At 40.1% G+C, this 20,767-nt stretch carries 16 protein-coding genes; 4 read left to right on the top strand and 12 right to left on the bottom strand.

Going from position 1 to position 20,767, the window contains the following annotated elements; all coding sequences use genetic code 11:
* Window position 1: 1 nt before the first annotated feature.
* The 12 genes from mraY to leuO all read right to left on the bottom strand — a co-directional run bounded on the left by mraY (window position 2) and on the right by leuO (window position 14,966).
* Window positions 2-1,084 carry a phospho-N-acetylmuramoyl-pentapeptide-transferase gene (gene mraY / locus OOA_RS01500; protein ID WP_008910349.1) on the bottom strand — a complete coding sequence of 361 codons (1,083 nt, stop codon included), beginning with the start codon at window positions 1,082-1,084 and terminating at the stop codon, window positions 2-4.
* Window positions 1,078-2,451: a UDP-N-acetylmuramoyl-tripeptide--D-alanyl-D-alanine ligase gene (gene murF, locus OOA_RS01495; protein WP_008910348.1), complete on the bottom strand. Its 1,374-nt coding sequence runs from the start codon at window positions 2,449-2,451 to the stop codon at window positions 1,078-1,080. The genes mraY and murF overlap by 7 nt, the downstream gene beginning before the upstream one ends.
* Window positions 2,448-3,935, bottom strand: a complete 1,488-nt coding sequence (murE, locus tag OOA_RS01490) for a UDP-N-acetylmuramoyl-L-alanyl-D-glutamate--2,6-diaminopimelate ligase (RefSeq protein ID WP_008910347.1) — start codon at window positions 3,933-3,935, stop codon at window positions 2,448-2,450. Before murE ends, murF begins: the two co-directional genes overlap by 4 nt.
* Window positions 3,922-5,688, bottom strand: coding sequence for a peptidoglycan glycosyltransferase FtsI (gene ftsI / locus OOA_RS01485; RefSeq protein WP_008910346.1), 1,767 nt, complete (start codon window positions 5,686-5,688; stop codon window positions 3,922-3,924). The genes murE and ftsI overlap by 14 nt, the downstream gene beginning before the upstream one ends.
* A gap of 12 nt (window positions 5,689-5,700) precedes the next feature.
* Window positions 5,701-6,021 carry a cell division protein FtsL gene (gene ftsL, locus OOA_RS01480; RefSeq protein WP_008910345.1) on the bottom strand — a complete coding sequence of 107 codons (321 nt, stop codon included), beginning with the start codon at window positions 6,019-6,021 and terminating at the stop codon, window positions 5,701-5,703.
* Window positions 6,022-6,023: 2 nt separating this feature from the next.
* Complete coding sequence (gene rsmH / locus OOA_RS01475; RefSeq protein ID WP_008910344.1) at window positions 6,024-6,974, bottom strand: 16S rRNA (cytosine(1402)-N(4))-methyltransferase RsmH; 951 nt, start codon at window positions 6,972-6,974, stop codon at window positions 6,024-6,026.
* A 2-nt stretch (window positions 6,975-6,976) separates the two neighbouring features.
* Window positions 6,977-7,435 carry a division/cell wall cluster transcriptional repressor MraZ gene (mraZ, locus tag OOA_RS01470; protein ID WP_008910343.1) on the bottom strand — a complete coding sequence of 153 codons (459 nt, stop codon included), beginning with the start codon at window positions 7,433-7,435 and terminating at the stop codon, window positions 6,977-6,979.
* 698 nt (window positions 7,436-8,133) lie between these two features.
* On the bottom strand, window positions 8,134-9,144 hold the full coding sequence (cra, locus tag OOA_RS01465; RefSeq protein ID WP_008910342.1) for a catabolite repressor/activator: 1,011 nt from the start codon (window positions 9,142-9,144) through the stop codon (window positions 8,134-8,136).
* A 245-nt stretch (window positions 9,145-9,389) separates the two neighbouring features.
* Window positions 9,390-9,881, bottom strand: a complete 492-nt coding sequence (gene ilvN / locus OOA_RS01460; RefSeq protein WP_008910341.1) for an acetolactate synthase small subunit — start codon at window positions 9,879-9,881, stop codon at window positions 9,390-9,392.
* A gap of 2 nt (window positions 9,882-9,883) precedes the next feature.
* A complete protein-coding gene (ilvI, locus tag OOA_RS01455) occupies window positions 9,884-11,611 on the bottom strand; it encodes an acetolactate synthase 3 large subunit (RefSeq protein ID WP_008910340.1) in 1,728 nt (575 codons plus the stop codon).
* Between the two features lie 325 nt (window positions 11,612-11,936).
* Window positions 11,937-13,769, bottom strand: coding sequence for an AMP-dependent synthetase/ligase (locus OOA_RS01450; protein ID WP_040690715.1), 1,833 nt, complete (start codon window positions 13,767-13,769; stop codon window positions 11,937-11,939).
* A gap of 243 nt (window positions 13,770-14,012) precedes the next feature.
* Complete coding sequence (gene leuO, locus OOA_RS01445) at window positions 14,013-14,966, bottom strand: transcriptional regulator LeuO (RefSeq protein WP_008910338.1); 954 nt, start codon at window positions 14,964-14,966, stop codon at window positions 14,013-14,015.
* Between the two features lie 883 nt (window positions 14,967-15,849).
* On the opposite strand from leuO, the gene leuA reads away from it, so the two are divergent.
* The 4 genes from leuA to leuD are packed head-to-tail and all read left to right on the top strand — an operon-like array spanning window position 15,850 to window position 20,560.
* Window positions 15,850-17,430, top strand: a complete 1,581-nt coding sequence (gene leuA / locus OOA_RS01440) for a 2-isopropylmalate synthase (protein WP_008910337.1) — start codon at window positions 15,850-15,852, stop codon at window positions 17,428-17,430.
* Between the two features lie 2 nt (window positions 17,431-17,432).
* Window positions 17,433-18,524, top strand: coding sequence for a 3-isopropylmalate dehydrogenase (leuB, locus tag OOA_RS01435; RefSeq protein WP_008910336.1), 1,092 nt, complete (start codon window positions 17,433-17,435; stop codon window positions 18,522-18,524).
* A gap of 1 nt (window position 18,525) precedes the next feature.
* Window positions 18,526-19,944: a 3-isopropylmalate dehydratase large subunit gene (leuC, locus tag OOA_RS01430; RefSeq protein ID WP_008910335.1), complete on the top strand. Its 1,419-nt coding sequence runs from the start codon at window positions 18,526-18,528 to the stop codon at window positions 19,942-19,944.
* A 7-nt stretch (window positions 19,945-19,951) separates the two neighbouring features.
* A complete protein-coding gene (gene leuD / locus OOA_RS01425; protein WP_040690711.1) occupies window positions 19,952-20,560 on the top strand; it encodes a 3-isopropylmalate dehydratase small subunit in 609 nt (202 codons plus the stop codon).
* Window positions 20,561-20,767 lie beyond the last annotated feature (207 nt).

Below are 20,767 nucleotides of genomic sequence, written 5' to 3'. Positions count from 1 at the left end.
CTTAACGTACCTTCAATGTCGCTAGTCCAATTAGAACTAACATTAAAGAGATAATCCAAAAACGCACAATAACACGTGGTTCTGGCCAACCCTTTAATTCATAGTGATGATGAATCGGAGCCATGCGAAATATGCGTTGGCCCCTTAATTTGAAAGATCCCACTTGTAGAATGACGGATAATGTTTCAACTACAAATACTCCCCCCATAATGACAAGCAAAAACTCTTGGCGTAATAGTACTGCGATAGTACCCAATGCACCACCTAGCGCAAGTGAGCCTACATCCCCCATAAAAACTTGTGCTGGGTAAGTGTTAAACCAGAGAAAACCTAAGCCTGCACCTACAATCGCCGTACAAACAATAACGAGCTCACCCGCATGCGGTAAGTATGGAATATGCAAATAACTGGCAAAATTGACGTTACCCGTTGCCCATGCAACTAGGGCAAAACCGGCGGCAACAAACACAGTTGGCATTATCGCTAAACCATCAAGACCATCCGTCAAGTTTACCGCGTTACTTGTACCAACAATCACAAAGTAAGCTAATAATATATAAAGTAAACCTAGTTGCGGCATGACATCTTTAAAGAAAGGAACAACCAACTGAGTTGCTGGTGTATCTTTACCAATCGCATACATTGAAAATGCAACGACTAAAGCAATAACCGACTGCCAAAAATATTTCCAGCGAGCAATTAAACCACGAGTATCTTTTCTGACGACTTTGCGATAGTCATCAACAAAACCTACGATGCCATAGCCCACTAACACTAGTAGCACACACCAAACATAAGGGTTATCTAAACGAGCCCATAACAGTACAGATACACTAATAGAAAACAGAATAAGTAGGCCACCCATAGTCGGTGTTCCGCGTTTACTAAAATGCGACTCAGGGCCTTCGCTACGAACGACTTGCCCAATTTGCATTTTTTGTAAGTAAGCGATGAGATGTGGCCCCATCCATAATGCAATAGCAAGTGCCGTCAGCAAACCGACAATGGCTCTAAACGTCAAATATGAGAAGACGTTAAAGACAGAAAAATGATGCACCAATATTTCGGCAAGCCAGACTAACATGCAAAGCACTCCTTCAATGCATTCACAACATCTTCCATCGCGGAACTGCGTGAACCCTTAACTAGAATAGAAACAACATCATTCTGCTGAATTAGCGGAATTAGTCGGGTTAATAAATCTCTTTTGAATGTAAAATGCTCACCGCATTCGCTAGATTTACTGATTATTTCACTCAACGTACCTACGCTCAGCACTTTATCCAAACCTGCATCTTTTGCGGCAGCACCTACGCGTTGATGGCACTCTTGTGCATAATCACCAAGCTCGCCCATATCGCCAGAAACTAAAATACGATAGCCCGGCATTTTAGCTAGCACATTGATCGCTGCAATCATGGAACCATCGTTGGCGTTGTATGTATCATCCAATACCACTTTATTTTCACTTAATTGCACTGGATATAAGCGTCCTGGGACAGCTTGAGTTGTTGCAAGTCCATTACGAATATCCTCAAGAGTTGCACCAACAGAAATAGCAAGTGCACTAGCGGCTAATACATTAGCAATGTTATGTACTCCGGGTAGTGGCAGCGTAATGGCTACATGCCCTACTGGTGTATGTAGCGTAAAATTAGTGGTGAGTTGTTTAATCTGAATATTAGATGGATAAAAATCGGCTTTTGCTTGAGCTGTCAATGAGTAGTACCATACCGTTTGTCTTGGTTGGAACGCCCATTGTGTTGAGCAGCTATCAAGATTAACAATTGCAGTTCCTTCATCAGGTAAGCCTTGATAAATCTCACCTTTTGCGCGAGCCACGCCATCTGGAGATCCGAAACCAGCTAAATGCGCCGCAAATAGATTATTCACTAGTGCCGTCTGTGGCTTCACAATATTTGTGGTATAAGCGATTTCGTGAGGATGGTTTGCCCCCATTTCAATGACTGCATAATCATATTCATGTGTCAGCCTAAATAAAGTTAATGGCACACCAATATCATTGTTCAAATTACCCGCGGTATAAAGTGTTTTACCTCGCTCAGACAATATTGATGCTGTCATTTCTTTAACAGAGGTTTTTCCTGACGACCCTGTCAAACCAACAACTTTAGCTTGGCTTTGCTGACGTACCCATGCGGCAAGTTGCCCCATAGCTAAACGGGAATCCTTGACAATAACCTGTGGGCAATCAACTGCAAGTTCACGCTCGACAAGCAGAGCCGCGACACCAGCGTCAACGACAGAAGAAACAAAATCATGTGCATCAAAACGCTCGCCTTTTAATGCAATAAATAAGCAATTATCACCTACCCTGCGACTATCTGTACTCACATCACTTAACACGAGCGTTGTAGCATCGATATTATCAACACTAAATAATGTTCCAGCCGTAATATTTGCAAGTTGATTCAGAGTCAAAGGGATCATGCTATCACCCCCAGTAATCTTGCAACGGTTAACCTATCGGAATAGTCTAAACGGCGATGGCCAATGATTTGATAATCTTCATGACCTTTACCCGCGACAACAATCACATCATCTACACCTGCTTGCATAATAACGCTAGTGACCGCTTCAGCACGTCCTGGAATTGCCAATACACGGCTAGTATCAAGAATACCCGCCATAATGTCATTGATAATTGCCATAGGCTCTTCGCTACGAGGGTTATCATCAGTAATAACCACTTTATCGGCCCACTCTTCAGCAGATGCTCCCATTAACGGGCGCTTACCTTTATCTCGATCCCCACCACAGCCAAAAACACACCATAATTGGCCTTTACAGTGTAAACGTGCTGCTGCAAGGGCTTTTTCAAGTGCATCTGGTGTATGTGCATAATCGACAACAACTGTTGGTTTATCTGGTGCACTAAACACTTCCATACGGCCACAAACAGGCGCGAGGAATGAGGATGAATCCAATAATTGCGCTAACGGGTAGTCCATCATAAGTAATGTCGCCATCGCTAACAGCAAGTTACTGACATTAAATGCCCCCATTAATGGGCTCTTTAATTCCCCATCCCCCCATGATGACGTAAAACAAATTGTAGCTCCGCTATCATGATAATCGACGCTAGTTGTTTGTAACCAAGGGCCTTGCCATTGTGCTGGGATGCGTTGTTCCATTGAAACAGCACATGCTTTAGGTAATTGTAGTAACCATTTAAGCCCAACATCATCATCTGCATTAATGATTTGAGTTTTTGTTTGATGTGTTGAGAACAGTAACCATTTAGCAGCTTCATAATTCGCCATGTTGCCATGGTAATCTAGATGATCACGGCTTAAATTAGTGAAAACAGCTGCATCAAAAGGTAAGGCTGCAACACGACCTTGGACTAAACCATGAGAAGAAACTTCCATCGCCGTTAGTGTGGCTTTGTGTTTCAGTAATTGAGTTAATTCAACTTGGATATCAACAGCTGAGCCGGTGGTATTTTCACTCGGTGCAACTTGCCCTAACAGCCCATTACCAACAGTTCCCATTACAGCACTCGTTTCACCAAGTCCTTTTGCCCACTGAGCTATAAGTTGCGTTGTCGTTGTTTTGCCATTAGTTCCGGTAACAGCTATAAGCTTCATTTTTGATGCTGGGTGTTGATAGAACTCACCCGCTAATGCTGAAAGTCGGTTGTTGAGGTCATTTAAATAAATAACTGGAATACCATGAATATGGCGAATCTCACCTTCCGTTGCTTCTTCAGCAGCCTCCGCAATCACCGCGGCAGCACCTTGAGCAATTGCTTGAGAAATATAGCTCCGGCCATCAAATTCATGGCCTTTTATCGCGATAAATAGGTCACCTGCCGCTACTTTACGGCTGTCTAGTGTCATCTCGCGTAATGAGATATTTACTGTGCTAACGCCAAATTGCGAAAGGAGATCACAAAGATTACGATCTGCCACTTTTAACCTCTTTTTTGTTGTTCACTATGTCGTTTTTATCATCTTGTTGTAATGCATCAGGTTCAATGTTCATTAGGCGTAAAACACCGCCCATGATTGACCCAAATATTGGTGCAGATACCGCACCACCATAATATTTACCCGCTTTAGGCTCATTGATAAGAACGACAAGGGCGTAACGTGGGTTACTTGCAGGGGCAACGCCTGCGGTATAGGCAATGTATTCGTTAATGTAACGCCCTTCGGGTCCGACTTTTTTAGCCGTACCTGTTTTAATCGCGATACGATAACCTTTGATGGCAGCAAGCCTTCCCCCGCCTCCAGGCAAAGCAACACTTTCCATCATGTGAACGACTGTCCGCATAATTGGCTCAGGAAAAACGCGATTCCCTGGCACTGGCGGATCAACTTTGGTAATTGATAGAGGGCGATAAACCCCAAAACTACCAATTGTTGCGTAAGCACGAGCTAATTGTAATGGTGTTACCATTTGCCCATACCCGAAAGAAAAGGTGGCCCTATCTAAATCAGACCACCGTGTTTTTTTACTCGGAAAGATACCACTACTTTCCCCGACTAACCCCAGATTAGTCGGCTTGCCAAACCCAAAGCGATTATACACATCCACCAGCTCTGTGGCAGGCATCGCTAACGCCAGTTTTGAAACACCCACGTTACTCGACTTCTGTAAAATACCCGTAATTGATAACTCCGCATAACGTGCCACATCTTTGATTTCATGGCCGTTAACCCGATAAGGAATGGTGTTCAGTACAGTATTTTCTTTGATAATGCCATCGTTTAGCGCGGTCATGACTACCATTGGTTTAACGGTAGAACCCGGCTCAAAAATATCTGTGATTGCTCGGTTACGCATTGCTTCCATTGGCGTACCAGCAAGGTTGTTCGGATTATAGGATGGACTATTTGCCATCGCTAAAATCTCGCCTGTATGCACATCAACTAAAATGGCAATACCCGATTCAGCTTTATTTTCTATGACACCTTTAGTCAGTTCACGATAAACAATGGATTGGATGCGTTCATCAACGCTTAATACTAAGTTGTGTGCTGCTTGGCTATCAACAGATGACACTGTTTCTATTACTCGACCATTACGATCTTTACGAACAGTTCGTTCACCTGGGGAACCTTTTAACCAGCGATCAAAGCTTTTTTCAACGCCTTCTATTCCTTCCGCATCAATGTTAGTCACACCAATAAGGTGAGCAGTAACAGGCCCTGAAGGATAATAACGACGAGATTCTTTACGCAGATAAATGCCAGGTACCTTCAATTTGCTGATGTATTCACCAATTGATGGATTAACTTGACGAGCAAGATAAACGAAACGCCCTTTAGGGTTTGCTGATATTTTCGCGTTAATTTGTTCTAGGGGGATCTCAAGTGCATCAGCTAGGGCTTTCCAGTATTCATCATTACTAATTCCACCTTTTTCAAACACGATCTTCGGGTCAGCCCAAATCGCATTTACCGGCACACTCACCGCAAGCTGACGCCCCTCTCTATCACTTATCATACCGCGTGTCGTAGCGACCTCTTGAACACGTAAAGAGCGCATATCGCCCTCTTTAACTAATTTTTCAGGTGCAATAATTTGTAAATAAGCAACTCGGACTAAAAGCCCTGCTAAAGCTAGTAGAATACATCCGCACAGCAAAGCAAAACGCCAGCCAACAAAGCTGGTATTTTCTTCTTGTTTCTTATTTTTAGCGGCTCGTGGTGCTTTCATTCAAAACCTTATCTACTGCTTAGATACAATGATATTTTCTTTAGACGGTTCAACATGAACCATCTGTAATTTATCAACCGATAAACGCTCGACTCGACTATGACTTGCCAACGCGTTTTCTTCTAAGATCAAGTTGCGCCACTCGATATCAAGCGCATCTTTCTCTTCGTATAACTTATCTTTTTCTGCTGTCAATAAACGCGTTTCATGGGCAGTGGTCACCACAAAAACTGCACTAATAATAATGGCAGCTAGCAAAATCAATGGGATAATTCCATAACGGAAAAGATCACGGCCGATAACTTTTCCTAGGCTGTGCCTTTCAGGAACCATACTTATTCCATCCTTTCTGCAAAGCGCAGTACAGAGCTACGAGCTCGTGGATTTTCATCAACTTCAGCTTCAGAAGGTTTCATTTTGCCAATATCACGAAGCTTGGCAGCACCTAGTTCACGTATCTGAGCTTCAGTTAAGGGTATTCCTGGAGGAACGCTTGGCCCTTTACTGTTTTGGCGAATAAATCGTTTAACTAACCTGTCTTCCAGTGAATGGAAACTGATCACCGATAAGCGCCCTTCTGCTGCTAAAACTGACATAGCGCCATCTAACGCTCGCTCTATCTCTTCTAGTTCGCTATTGATATAAATTCGTATTGCTTGAAAGCTTCTCGTTGCAGGATGCTTATGACGCTCTTTTAGCGGGCTCACTTTAGCAATCAGTTCCGCTAATTGGCGTGTCCGGGTTAACGGCTCCTCTTCCGCATTGTGGTTACGTTCCACAATGGCTCTAGCAATACGCTTTGCAAAACGTTCTTCACCAAATGTTTTTAGAACCCAAGCAATATCATCAGCTTCTGCATTCATCAGCCATTGTTCTGCCGACTGACCTTTTGTTGGATCCATACGCATATCTAATGGACCATCGCGCATAAATGAAAAACCGCGTTCAGGATCATCCAATTGTGGGGATGAAACACCTAAATCCAATAATACGCCATCGATTTTACCAACTAGCCCTTCTTCTTCGACATATTCCGCAATAGCCGAAAATGGACCATGCTTAATCATAAAACGAGGGTCATCAATGGCTTCAGCGGCTTTAATGGCCTCAGGATCGCGGTCAATAGCGATAAGGCGACCTTGTTCATTTAACTGGCTTAAAATTAATCTTGAATGACCACCACGCCCGAAAGTTCCATCAATATAAATACCATTAGGTTTAATATTCAGGCCATTGACTGCTTCATCAAGCAGTACTGTTACGTGTTTAAATTGCTGCTGTGTCATGTTTATAGTGACAAATCCTGTAAGCGGGTTGACAGAGGTTCTTGAGTTTGATGTTCAGCAGCAATGTCTTGTTCCACTTGCTGATACCAAGTCTGTTCATCCCAAAGTTCAAATTTATTTATTTGGCCTACCAGCATGACTTCTTTTGTTAACCCTGCGTGTTGACGCAGCGTGCTGGCTAGCAAAAGACGTCCTGCATTATCCATTTGACATTCACTGGCATGCCCTAATAAGAGACGTTGTACACGCCTTTCTGCTGGATTCATTGTTGATAGACGAGAGAGCTTATCTTCAATAATTTCCCATTCAGGTAAGGTGTAAAGCAATAGGCATGGTTGATGAAGGTCGATGGTACAAACCATCTGCCCTTTTGATTCCTCACTCAGCATTCCTCTATAACGAGTGGGCACAGTAAGACGCCCTTTGCTGTCGAGATTTACCAGCGTTGCCCCACGAAACATACTCAGTGAAACCCCTTTATTTCCAGTTTACCCACTTTACCCCACAATTCTCCACTTATAAAGTTTACGAATGGTAGGAAAACGTTGTCAAGCCAGACACACGTTGCTTTTGCTTTATTTACAGAACAATTAAGAAAAAAAAAGAGTGGGTAAAATTTAATTCGGAGATAAAATGAGGAATAACGATATGATATAATTCATTTATTTCTCAAAAAACAGTAAATATACAACAACCTCTATTTTACTGCCGAAAAAACAAGCAAATGATGATATATCTTATATATGTCTCATTTTTAATCAGCTTATTAACAACCAATTCTCTACTTTAAAAATAATCATGAATATTTAATAACAATAAATATTACTAACAACACAACTGAAAAAAATTAAAACCATTATTTTCAACAGGTTAAATTACTGTTTTAATAGACAGTACTTTAGCGTGAATATAAAAATGTATTATTGCTTTTTATTTAAACATCATTTCTTAAATTAAATTATTAATTTAATTTTTCACATTTTAATAAATCAGAATCATCTCATTAAGAATAATCCCAAAGTTAAATCTTTACATATTTTGAACGATAAATAAAAAGCCCCTTGTGAATAGGGGCTAATATAATACTCATAATTGTGATCAATATCACTCAATATTAAAGCAAGATTTTCATCAAATCTTAATTAATTGGTATTTTTTACTACTGCTTTCGACCAAGGCTACCACGTCGACATAAATGGCGACGAATTCGTGTAATCCCAGGCTCCGGTTTTTGCTTCTCATCTAAACTTGCTAACACCAACTCAAGAATGCGTTCTGCAATATCTCTATGACGCTGCGCGAGAGATAAAACAGGGCAACCGAGAAAATCGAGTAGCTCACTATCACCAAATGTTGCAATTATCATATGCTCAGGAAGTCGCCCATTACGTTTTAATGCAACATCGAGTACGCCCTGCAATAATGAGAATGAGGTTGTAAATAAAGCATCAGGCATTTTGTTGCCTTTATCTAGCCAGTTTGCAAAAACGTCTGCTGCTGACGACCTCTCGTAGCTATTTGCATAGAGATAGTTAACTTCTCGTGAATCACCTTCCCAGCCATTACGGAAGCCTTGTTCACGAAGATAACTTACGGACAGTTCGGGTAATGCTCCCAGATAGAGCACTGATTCCGCAGAAAACTTTCTCAATTCTTCTGAAATCATCAATGCATCTTCTTGGTCATCACCGACGACGCTAATAAAATGCTCTTTTTCGAGTGCTCTATCGAGAGCAATGATAGGTAATGTACGATTTGCCCAACGCTGATAAAAAGGATGTTCAGGCGGGAGTGCCGTTGAGACGATAATTGCATCAACTTGACGTTGGAGAAGGTGTTCTACACAACGAATTTCGTTATCAGGCTGATCTTCTGAACAAGCAATCAAGAGCTGATAGCCGCGCTGACGTGCTTGACGTTCAAGATAATTAGCAATGCGAGTATAACTCGTGTTTTCGAGATCAGGGATCACGAGCCCAATCGAACGGGTTCTCCCTGCCCGCAACCCTGCGGCTACAGCATTTGGATGGTAATTGTGCTCTCTGACGACTGCCATCACTTTTTCTACAGTTTTATCGCTGACTCGATACTGCTTGGCCTTGCCGTTGATCACATAACTAGCCGTTGTGCGGGAAACACCTGCTAAACGGGCTATTTCATCCAGTTTCACGTTAACCTCTTTACAATTTAAGGAGAAAGCCCCAATCATTTTGGGACTGACATTACTGACACAGTTCAGAAAAGCGTGGATTTTCCCACTTTGTATTACCAGCTGAAAATCAACACATTGATTTTACTATTTATTTTTACGGGTTAGAATAACCATTAATAAATTCACGTTGCTTGCCAACGGTCAAAACCCCGAATTAATCGGGGCTCTACTTGATTATATTCTACCTTCAGCTAGCAAATGTATCATCGCATAATTTTATCGCCACGTGAAACACCAACAATGCCAGATCGAACAACTTCAACAATTTCAGCAACACCTCGAACAGATTCAATGAATGCATCCAGTTTATCGCTTGTTCCTGCGAGCTGAACGGTATAAAGCGTTGGGGTGACATCGACGATTTGTCCTCTAAAAATATCTGAACACCGCTTTATTTCGTCACGCCCATAACCAGAAGCTTGAAGCTTAACTAGCATAATTTCACGTTCAATATGTGCTGATGCAGTCAGTTCATTCACACGTAGAACATCAACTAGTTTGTGTAATTGCTTTTCAATTTGCTCCAGAACTTTTGCATCACCTTTAGTTTGTATCGTCATACGTGACAATGTTGGATCATCGGTAGGTGCAACAGTCAAACTTTCAATATTATAACCGCGTTGAGAAAACAACCCTATCACACGTGATAATGCACCAGATTCATTTTCTAATAAGACTGATAAAATACGACGCATGTTCAGGTCCTCTCTGTTTTACTCAGCCACATTTCATCCATTGCACCACCACGGATTTGCATTGGGTAAACATGTTCAGTTTCATCAATATTGATATCAACAAATACTAAGCGTTGGTTTTCATTAACTTCAATCAGTGCTTGTTTTAATTTATCTTCAAGCTCATCAGGAGAGTTGATAGATAGACCTACATGACCATAAGCCTCAGCCAATTTGACAAAGTCTGGAAGTGATTGCATATAGGATTGGGAATGACGCCCTTGGTAAATCATGTCTTGCCACTGTTTGACCATACCAAGGAAGCCATTATTCAAGTTCAGCACCAATACTGGTAATCCATATTGTAATGCTGTTGATAATTCTTGAATATTCATTTGAATACTACCGTCACCGGTGACACAAATAACCGTTGATTGCGGATGTGCCAATTTGACGCCTAATGCGGCTGGTAGGCCAAACCCCATAGTCCCGAGTCCGCCTGAATTGATCCAATGGCGAGGTTTATCAAACGGATAATATAGTGCTGCAAACATCTGGTGCTGCCCTACATCCGAAGTGACGTAAGCTTCACCATTAGTGAGGCGATAGATGGCTTCGATTGCTTGCTGTGGCTTTACTTTTTGGGTATTTGTTTCATAGCTTAAGCATTTTTTCTCGCGCCAAATTTCAATATCATTCCACCATTCCTTAATTGCTTGTGTATTTTGCTTAACCGAGGCTTGCTCTAACTGATTGAGCATTTGCTGAAGTGCCAATTTTGCATCACCAACAATAGGAATATCTGCATTTACAGTTTTAGAAATAGATGTGGGATCTACATCAATCTGAATTACTGTTGCGTTAGGGCAATATTTTTCAAGATTATTGGTTGTTCTATCATCAAAACGCACACCCACCGCAAAGATTACATCAGAATTATGCATGACTTTATTCGCTTCAAATGTTCCATGCATACCCAACATCCCTACTGATAAATGGTGAGTTTCAGGAAACGCACCAAGTCCCATCAATGTTGACACAACTGGAAGCTGTAATTTTTCTGCTAACTCTAAAATTTCAGTCGAACAACTCGCATTGATAGCACCACCACCAATATAAAAAACAGGTTTATTTGCCGCAATCAGTTTTGATAATGCTTTTTTAATTTGCCCTTTGTGCCCTTGCAGAGTTGGATTATAAGAGCGCAAAGAAATCGTTTCAGGGTAACGGTAAGGATATTTATGCGCAGGACTAACTGTATCTTTCGGTAAATCAATCACGACTGGCCCTGGACGCCCAGTTGAAGCGATATAGAATGCTTTTTTGATTGTTTCTGGAATATCTTCCGCTTTATTGACTAAAAAGCTGTGCTTTACTATTGGGCGGGATATACCGACCATGTCACACTCTTGAAATGCATCATTACCAATAAGAGAACTAGCAACCTGCCCTGATAATACGACTAAAGGAACTGAGTCCATATATGCCGTAGCAATACCTGTAATGGCATTTGTTGCCCCAGGACCTGATGTGACAAGAACCACACCTACATCTCCCGTAGAACGTGCATATCCATCTGCCATATGTACAGCAGCTTGTTCATGACGAACAAGTATATGATCTACTCCACCTACAGTATGAAGTGCATCATAAATATCCAAAACAGCACCGCCTGGATAACCAAATACGTGCTTTACACCTTGGTCAATCAATGATTTGACGACCATTTCTGCTCCCGACAACATCTCCATGAGTTTGCCCTCAGACTATTTTTGCAAGTTAACAGAGGTATGACTTTCCTCTTTTATTTTTGTCATTTCTGTCGTAGTTATGACTGCTATTAACATATCGTTGAGACTTAAACGACGCAAACATCATTTCTTAAGCAAAAATGACAACTTTTAGCTTTATCTTCATCCATTCAGATTATTAGATTAATTAACTAACAATAAATAAAAAAATGGATTATATCACCACCAACAGATGAAAAAGAGTGCAAATAAAAGACGGATATCAGGGATATCCATCTTTAGATTTATGTAGCTTTTGTTGCTTGAAAAGATTAGCTGTTGTTAATTATTCGCGATACATTGATTCGATTTCAGATTGATAACGTTCTGATATGATTTTTCGGCGTAATTTCAAGGTTGGAGTAAGCTCACCTTTTTCCATGGAAAAATTAGCTGAAAGCAAGGTAAAACGCTTCACTTGATGAAATTGTTCAAAGTTTTTTTGTAGTTCTTTTAAACGATTTTCAAACAAAGCCATAACATTTGAATCTTTCAATAATTCCAAACGATCTCTATATTTCAAATTAATAGAGCGAGCATATTCCTCTAATGAGTCATAACAAGGAACTATCAAAGCTGAAACAAAATTACGAGCATCAGCTATAACGGCGATATGCTCAATAAATTGATCTTGGCCTAATACACCTTCAATCATTTGTGGGGCGATATATTTACCATTTGATGTTTTCATCAAATCTTTTAAACGATCAGTTATGTACAAATTACCATGTGCATCTATTTTTCCCGCATCACCCGTTTTTAACCAACCATCGGCGGTAAAAGTATCTTCGGTTTCTTGTTGTCGATTATAATAGCCTTTCATGACAATAGGCCCTTTGACCTGAATCTCATTATTAGCGCCAATACGAACTTCAACGGATGAAAGTGGTGTACCAATAGAACCTAGCGGATAACACCCGTCTTCCCAACACGAAACGGTGGCACAAGTCTCGGTCATACCATAACCATATTTTATATTCACCCCCGCAGCCAAAAAGAAGGCGATAATAGCGTCGTCTAAACGCGCTCCCGCGGCTGGCATAAAACGAATACGTCCCCCAAATCCTTGGCGAAGTTTACTGAAAACTAACTTGTCTGCAAAATTATAGAGTGCACGACCCAACACTGTCGGTTGTATGCCTTCTGTTTGTGCTTTGACATTTCTATTACCAACCCCAATAGCCCATTTAAAGATTAATCGGCGAAGTAATGGTGCTTTAGCTACTTTACTTTGTATTGCGCTATACACTTTTTCATAAAAGCGTGGCACTGCACACATCACTGTGGGTTTGACATCGACTAATGCATCTCTCACTGCATTAGTATCCGTTAAATAAACATTTTGGGCGCCAGTGTGCATCACATAGAAGCTCCAAGCACGTTCAAAAATATGGGATAACGGTAGAAAACTTAAAGAGATGTCATCAGAATTTAATTTTAGTCGATGTTCGTGAACATAGAGCTGAGTGGCCATGTTATAGTAATCTAACATGACACCTTTTGGCTCACCGGTAGTTCCTGATGTGTAAATTATGGTGAATAGATCACTGAGATTATGAGCTGCAATACGTTTATTTAGCTCATCTTGATATTTAGATTGTGCTTGCTCAATGAAGCTTGAAAGATGAAGTGAAGGTATTGGACAATCAACTAACTCAACATCACCATTAAGTACCACTATGGTTGTTAATTGTGGGCAGAGAGGCTTTAATTGACATGCAATTTGATATTGCTCTTGTGCTCCAACAAACAGAATTCGAATGTCTGCATCATTTATAATATAAGCAGCTTGCTGAATACTACTTGTTGCATATAAAGGCACTGTAACTGCTTTAAGTTGCATAACAGCAAGGTCTACCAGCGACCAGTTCATACTATTATGAGCAAATAACCCAATGTTTTCCTGTGTTGCAACATTAAGCTCCAAAAGATGGCAAGCAATTGCAGATGAGTGCTCTCTGACTTCTTTCCATGTTAGCTGACTAACTTGCCCGTTATGCCATTGACTGAAAGCTATCCGGCTTGCGGAATCAATGGAGTTAAACCAACTCTGCAAGCGATTGACCAAATGGTAAGGATAAAGATTTTCAGTAATCAAATTGTATTTCCTATAGTACATTTGTTAACTGAAGTTACTCGGAAAACTCACGAAGCACTTCACCTGTTAATTATTTCAGCTTACATGTGTTAGCTGAATGATGGAGTGTATCGATTAAAAAGATCTGTGAAAAGAAGTATTGTGTAAATATTGTAAAAATGTCCAGTAAGTAGCATAACTCATCACAGAATTTCACCATGATGAGTTAAGTGCCAAGATGATAACTAACCGCCTCTTAGGCGAATTAAAATTATTAGAAAGGATTTAGACAGGTAGTTCTGCTATCAGTTGGCAAAATTGTGATTTCATCCATTGATGGCCTTTATCACGTACCGTCGATTCATGCCAAGTCAGGTAACATGGTCGCGTGTTTTCATGCCAAGGAAGAGAGACTGTTCGTAGTTGATATTGGTTTGCTGAATGTTCAACGAGCCATTTAGGCACTATCGCAACTAAATCAGTTTGAGACACAATATTTAGTACACTATTTAAATCGGTTCCTTGATAGCTAATTGTGTGTGATAGATCAGTATTATAATAATAGAGCTTACTAAATGAACCTATATTATCCATTGACATTACAGCATGTTTTTCATTAATCAATATTTCTTGCGTTACACTACTACCAATATGTGGATGATTATTTGCTACAACTAGCACTAACTCATCATTAAATAAAATCTGATGTTGATATTCATTTTTTTCGAATTGATTATAACTTAATGAAAAATCTGTTTCTTGGTATTTCAGTTTATGTTCAATGTTATCATCCAAGAAACAATGAATAAGCACATTAATATTAGGGGATATTTCTTTGAATTTTTCCACAATAATTGCGGCTAAACGAATATCAAGTGGTGAACAAATAGAAAGATTGAAAATTCGCTCACTCAATTTAGGGTCAAACCCAGCTCCCGGCAATTCATTATGAACCAATTGTAAAGCTTGCCTAACTGGGCCAAATAATTGTTTAGCCCGCGAGGTAGGCTGAATCCCTCTGCCATAACGAACAAAAAGTTCATCATTAAACATTGATTTTAATCGTGAAACTGCGTTACTTACCGCGGGTTGAGACATCCCTAATACTTGGGCAGCTCTTGTTACATTTTGCATTTGCATGACAACATCAAAAACGGTGAGTAAGTTCAAATCAACGTTTCGCAAATGGATATCACTATTCTCTTTTTTTACTGGTGAAACTGTATCAAAATCAGTCATTACTTACTCCAATAAAGATATTTATTATTTTTTAATTAATGAAATAAAACCTTCCCCATTCAATTAGAAAATATATAAATTCATTAAATATTATTCTTCAAAAAACTTATCAATGATAAGCTATTTTACTTTCCCTGCACTTATTAAATCGACATTCATTAAATTATCAATAAATTAATATTGAAATATATATAGATTATCAAACAAATGTATTCATCTAAACAATGAGTACTATTCACTCATTTAAATCATTATTGTTAACATTAAAATAATAAAACAATTTTAAAAATAAATCATAATAAATATCATCACAATCAAAGAAACAATCCCATTATCGGATTAATTTTAAATTATTCATTTGATAAGTAATTAGTTAAATCAAAACTATAATTACCTCTTATTTTTATTCATTATATTATATTCTCCCGCCTTAGAATTGTTCAAAATAAAACCAAAACAATCAATTTATGCTATGTTTTGATTCCTACATTTCGATAAAAGAATTTTACTACCAACCTAACTTCAAATTATAGGCAAAAACATCACTAAAAATATAGAAATCAGTCACAATCACCAAGTCTTGGTGATAATTCATATTTCGTAAAATTCAGCTCAAAAAACTAAATTTGACATACAAGAAAAGATCACGTATCAATAAATACAGTGTGTTTAAAACCAAATTCGAGACAGCAAAAAATGACAACGTCAATCCTTCTACTAAGCCTACTACTACTCGCATCTAATATGCGCGGTATGCTTATGGACGGAAGGTAAAACAGTCACTGTCCAGAAACATAAAAACCCGCGCAAACCGCGGGTTTTTTTATGCCTGTCGGTACCGCAAAAATATAACGATAAAATTCAGTATGAAAAGGAACGCGATATGAGCAACCAAGTTATTATCTTTGATACCACTTTACGTGATGGCGAACAGGCATTACAGGCTAGTTTATCCGTTAAAGAAAAGTTGCAGATAGCATTTGCGTTAGAACGTCTCGGTGTCGATGTTATCGAAGCAGGCTTCCCTGTTTCTTCTCCTGGTGATTTTGAGTCTGTTCAAACTATTGCACGAGAAATCAAAAATAGCCGTATTTGTGCATTAGCACGCTGCGTTCAAAATGATATTGATGTTGCCGCAGAAGCGTTAAAAGTTGCAGAAGCCTTTAGAATCCACATTTTTTTAGCAACATCCAACTTGCATGTTCAGCAAAAATTAAAGAAAACCTTCGATGGTGTGATGAACATGGCTATCGACTCAATCAAACGAGCACGACGCTATACCGACGATGTTGAGTTCTCATGTGAAGATGCGGGGCGTACTGATATCGACAATTTATGTAGAATTGTTGAATCTGCAATTTCAGCAGGTGCTACAACCATTAATATTCCCGATACCGTAGGCTATACAACACCTTATCAGTTCGGTGGGATCATCACCTCTTTATACGAAAGAGTTCCTAATATTGATAAAGCTATTATTTCTGTACATTGCCATGATGACTTGGGAATGTCGGTTGCTAACTCAATTACTGCTATCCAAGCGGGAGCCCGCCAAGTTGAAGGAACCATCAATGGATTAGGTGAACGCGCAGGCAATACCGCATTAGAAGAAGTGATCATGGCTATCAAGTTGCGAGAGCAAATGTTGGGCGTTCATACGAATATTAATCACAAAGAAATTTATCGCACTAGCCAATTAGTTAGCCAATTATGTAACACACCTATTCCTGCTAATAAAGCCATCGTCGGTAGCAATGCATTTTCTCATTCATCAGGTATTCACCAAGATGGTGTCCTGAAAAACCGCGAAACTTATGAAATCATGACCCCTGAATCAATCGGCTTTAAAACCGAGCAATTGAATTTAACCTCGCGTTCAGGCCGTGCTGCTGTTAAGCATCGTATGGAAGAAATGGATTACCAGGAAGGTAAAGATTTTAATTTGGATGAATTGTACAAAGCATTCTTACATTTAGCAGATAAAAAAGGCCAAGTCTTTGATTATGACTTAGAAGCATTAGCCTTTTTTACTCAGCAACAAGACGATACCGATCATTTTGTAATGGATTATTTCAGTACTCAATCAGGCTCTAGTGTTGTTGCAACAGCGACAGTTAAAATGCGTTGCGGAGATGAAGAAAAATCAGAAGCAGCGACAGGTAATGGTCCTGTCGATGCAGTATATCAAGCGCTTAATAAAATCACGAGCTATCCAATCAAATTGGTTTCTTACAAATTATCTGCAAAAGGCCAAGGTGAAAATGCACTGGGCCAAGTTGATATCGTTGTCGAATGCTTCAGTCGCCGCTTTCACGGTATGGGGCTGGCTACAGATATCGTCGAATCCTCAGCAAAAGCTATGGTGCACGTATTGAATAGCATCTGGCGCTCTGAACAAGTTGAAAAAGAAAAACAAAAAATAAATCAAAAAGAATCACAATCAAATACAAAGGAAGCTGTGTAACAATGTCTAAGAGCTATCATATTGCCGTATTACCTGGAGATGGTATTGGCCCAGAAGTTATGGCGCAAGCCCACAAAGTATTAGATGCAGTCCGCCAGCGCTTTGCATTATCTATTACGACTAAAGAGTATGATGTTGGTGGCATTGCTATCGACCGCCACGGTAAGCCATTACCCGAAGAAACCGTAGCCGGCTGTGAAAATGCGGATGCCGTGTTATTCGGTTCAGTCGGTGGCCCTAAATGGGAAAACTTACCACCAGACAGCCAGCCTGAACGAGGAGCATTACTGCCATTACGTAAACATTTTAAACTGTTTAGTAATTTGCGTCCTGCGCGTTTATATCAAGCATTGGAGGCATTCTGCCCACTACGAGCTGATATCGCGGCACAAGGCTTTGACATCCTTTGTGTGCGTGAGTTAACGGGAGGCATTTATTTTGGCCAACCGAAGGGACGCAAAGGTGAAGGTCAAGAAGAGTATGCTTTTGATACCGAAGTTTATCACCGCTATGAGATTGAACGTATTGCTCGAATTGCTTTTGAATCAGCACGCAAACGTAATAATAAAGTAACATCTATTGATAAAGCGAACGTATTACAAAGTTCAGTTTTATGGCGTGAAGTCGTTAATCAAATTTCTAAAGAGTATCCTGATGTTGAAATTAGTCATATGTATATCGATAACGCGACAATGCAGATGATTAAAGCGCCTTCTCAATTTGATGTTGTACTATGCTCAAACTTGTTTGGTGACATTATTTCTGATGAATGTGCCATGATTACAGGCTCTATGGGAATGTTGCCTTCTGCGAGCTTAAACGAAGATGGGTTTGGGTTATATGAACCAGCAGGTGGTTCAGCACCCGATATTGCAGGTAAAAATATAGCTAACCCGGTTGCACAAATTCTATCCGCAGCTATGTTGTTAAGATTCAGTTTAAATCAAAATGATGCTGCTGATGCCATTGAAAGAGCTATTAACAAAGCATTAGAAGATGGTCACCGTACAGCAGATTTAGCTGGTGGCGGTGCATCAATTAGTACCAGTGAAATGGGTGATATTATCGCTCGTTATATCGCAGAAGAGGTGTAACATGGCCAAAACTTTATATCAAAAATTATATGATGCCCACGTGGTCCGTGAGGTCGATAATGAGACACCACTTATCTACATAGACCGGCATCTGGTTCATGAAGTAACATCACCACAAGCATTTGATGGTTTAAGAACTAAAAATCGCCCGTTACACCAACCAAACAAAACATTCGCGACGATGGATCACAACGTCTCGACTCAAACAAAAGATATCAATGCTTGCGGTGATATGGCTCGTATTCAAATGCAAGAGCTGATAAAAAACTGTCAAGAATTTGGCGTGACCCTATATGATCTCAACCACCCTTATCAAGGGATAGTGCATGTTATGGGGCCAGAGCAAGGCATTACTTTACCGGGTACGACTATCGTTTGTGGTGACTCACATACCGCAACCCACGGTGCGTTTGGTGCGTTAGCATTTGGAATCGGAACTTCCGAAGTTGAACATGTCATGGCAACCCAAACACTGAAGCAAGCTCGCGCCAAAACCATGAAAATCGAGGTTTTAGGTAAAGCACCTATAGGCATTACCGCGAAAGATATTGTATTAGCGATTATCGGCAAAACGGGTAGTGCTGGCGGTACTGGTTATATTGTTGAATTCTGCGGTGAAGCTATTGAAAACCTCAGTATGGAAGGCCGTATGACTGTTTGTAATATGGCTATCGAACTGGGCGCTAAAGCTGGTATCATCGCACCAGATGAAACTACATTCTCCTATATGAAAGGACGCCAATTTGCTCCTAAAGACAAAGAGTGGGATGCCGCGGTTGCTTACTGGAAAACATTGAAAACAGATGCTGATGCACAATTTGACAAAATTGTGACTCTACAAGCTAGTGAAATTGCGCCGCAAGTGACTTGGGGTACTAATCCAGGTCAAGTCATTGCTATTAATGAATTAATCCCTGCTCCTGAATCTTTTAGTGACCCTGTTGAACGTGCTTCTGCTGAAAAGGCATTAGCGTATATGGGATTAAGATCGGGTATTAAGTTATCTGATGTGAAGATTGATAAGGTATTTATTGGTTCTTGTACTAACTCGCGTATTGAAGATTTACGGGCTGCTGCGGTTATTGCCAAAGGTAAAAAAGTCGCATCAGGAGTCCAAGCCATTGTTGTTCCGGGATCGGGTCCTGTAAAAGCACAAGCTGAGCAGGAAGGCTTAGATCAAATATTTATCGATGCTGGTTTTGAATGGCGCCTGCCGGGTTGTTCCATGTGCTTAGCCATGAATAATGACCGTTTAAATCCAGGTGAACGCTGTGCTTCCACCAGCAACCGTAATTTTGAAGGTCGCCAAGGCCGTGCAGGACGTACTCACTTAGTCAGCCCTGCAATGGCAGCTGCCGCAGCTATCAATGGTCACTTTGCGGATGTACGTGATTCTGTTGAAATTGATAGACAAGTTTAAAGGAGAAATGAAAGTGGAAAAGTTAATTACCCATACAGGAATTGTTGCTCCTTTAGATGCTGCAAACGTTGATACTGACGCAATTATCCCAAAACAATTTTTGCAAAAAGTAACCCGTACAGGCTTTGGTCAACACTTATTCAATGACTGGCGTTTTCTTGATGATGCGGGCCAACAACCTAACCCTGATTTTGTTTTGAATAAGCCTGTGTTTAAAGGTGCCAGTATTCTACTTGCACGTGAAAACTTTGGTTGTGGTTCCTCAAGAGAGCATGCTCCATGGGCATTGACTGATTTTGGTATACAAGTGGTGATCGCACCTAGTTTTGCGGATATTTTTTACGGTAACTCATTCAACAACCAACTGTTACCAATTAAGTTGAGCGATGCAGAAGTTGATGAAATGTTTAGCTATGTGCAAAGCAATGAAGGTTGCCAATTCACTGTAGACTTAGAAAGTCAAACCGTCAATGTCGGTGGGAAAATCTATCATTTTGAAATCGATAGCTTCCGTCGTCACTGTATGATGAATGGCCTAGACAGTATTGGTCTAACTTTACAGCATGCCGAACAAATCAAGGAATATGAGCAAAAAATCCCAAGCTTTCTAAATTAAGTTATCTTTTACGCCTGCATCCGCGGGCGTATTTACCCCTTCTCTTTCTCTTTCTCTTTCTTTAATCTTTCTTCTAAAATGCGGAACATCTCAATCTTTAATTAACTCAACATTAATAATAACTTCCTCATTATTATCTTTGTGTATAATTAAAGATAAGCTAAATAATTTCAGTTATTGCCAATTTAAAATACAACGGAATTTTTT

The sequence above is a fragment of the Providencia burhodogranariea DSM 19968 genome (assembly GCF_000314855.2).
Taxonomy (GTDB): domain Bacteria; phylum Pseudomonadota; class Gammaproteobacteria; order Enterobacterales; family Enterobacteriaceae; genus Providencia; species Providencia burhodogranariea.
This window is presented reverse-complemented; position numbering and strand designations above follow the sequence as displayed.

Bases quoted from the DNA above. Each gene is read 5' to 3' on its own strand.
- mraY (WP_008910349.1), bottom strand. From the start codon at position 1,084: ATGTTAGTCTGGCTTGCCGAAATATTGGTGCATCATTTTTCTGTCTTT.
- murF (WP_008910348.1), bottom strand. From the start codon at position 2,451: ATGATCCCTTTGACTCTGAATCAACTTGCAAATATTACGGCTGGAACA.
- ftsI (WP_008910346.1), bottom strand. From the start codon at position 5,688: ATGAAAGCACCACGAGCCGCTAAAAATAAGAAACAAGAAGAAAATACC.
- ftsL (WP_008910345.1), bottom strand. From the start codon at position 6,021: ATGGTTCCTGAAAGGCACAGCCTAGGAAAAGTTATCGGCCGTGATCTT.
- rsmH (WP_008910344.1), bottom strand. From the start codon at position 6,974: ATGACACAGCAGCAATTTAAACACGTAACAGTACTGCTTGATGAAGCA.
- mraZ (WP_008910343.1), bottom strand. From the start codon at position 7,435: ATGTTTCGTGGGGCAACGCTGGTAAATCTCGACAGCAAAGGGCGTCTT.
- ilvN (WP_008910341.1), bottom strand. From the start codon at position 9,881: ATGCGTCGTATTTTATCAGTCTTATTAGAAAATGAATCTGGTGCATTA.
- ilvI (WP_008910340.1), bottom strand. From the start codon at position 11,611: ATGGAGATGTTGTCGGGAGCAGAAATGGTCGTCAAATCATTGATTGAC.
- OOA_RS01450 (WP_040690715.1), bottom strand. From the start codon at position 13,769: ATGTACTATAGGAAATACAATTTGATTACTGAAAATCTTTATCCTTAC.
- leuO (WP_008910338.1), bottom strand. From the start codon at position 14,966: ATGACTGATTTTGATACAGTTTCACCAGTAAAAAAAGAGAATAGTGAT.
- leuA (WP_008910337.1), top strand. From the start codon at position 15,850: ATGAGCAACCAAGTTATTATCTTTGATACCACTTTACGTGATGGCGAA.
- leuB (WP_008910336.1), top strand. From the start codon at position 17,433: ATGTCTAAGAGCTATCATATTGCCGTATTACCTGGAGATGGTATTGGC.
- leuC (WP_008910335.1), top strand. From the start codon at position 18,526: ATGGCCAAAACTTTATATCAAAAATTATATGATGCCCACGTGGTCCGT.
- leuD (WP_040690711.1), top strand. From the start codon at position 19,952: ATGAAAGTGGAAAAGTTAATTACCCATACAGGAATTGTTGCTCCTTTA.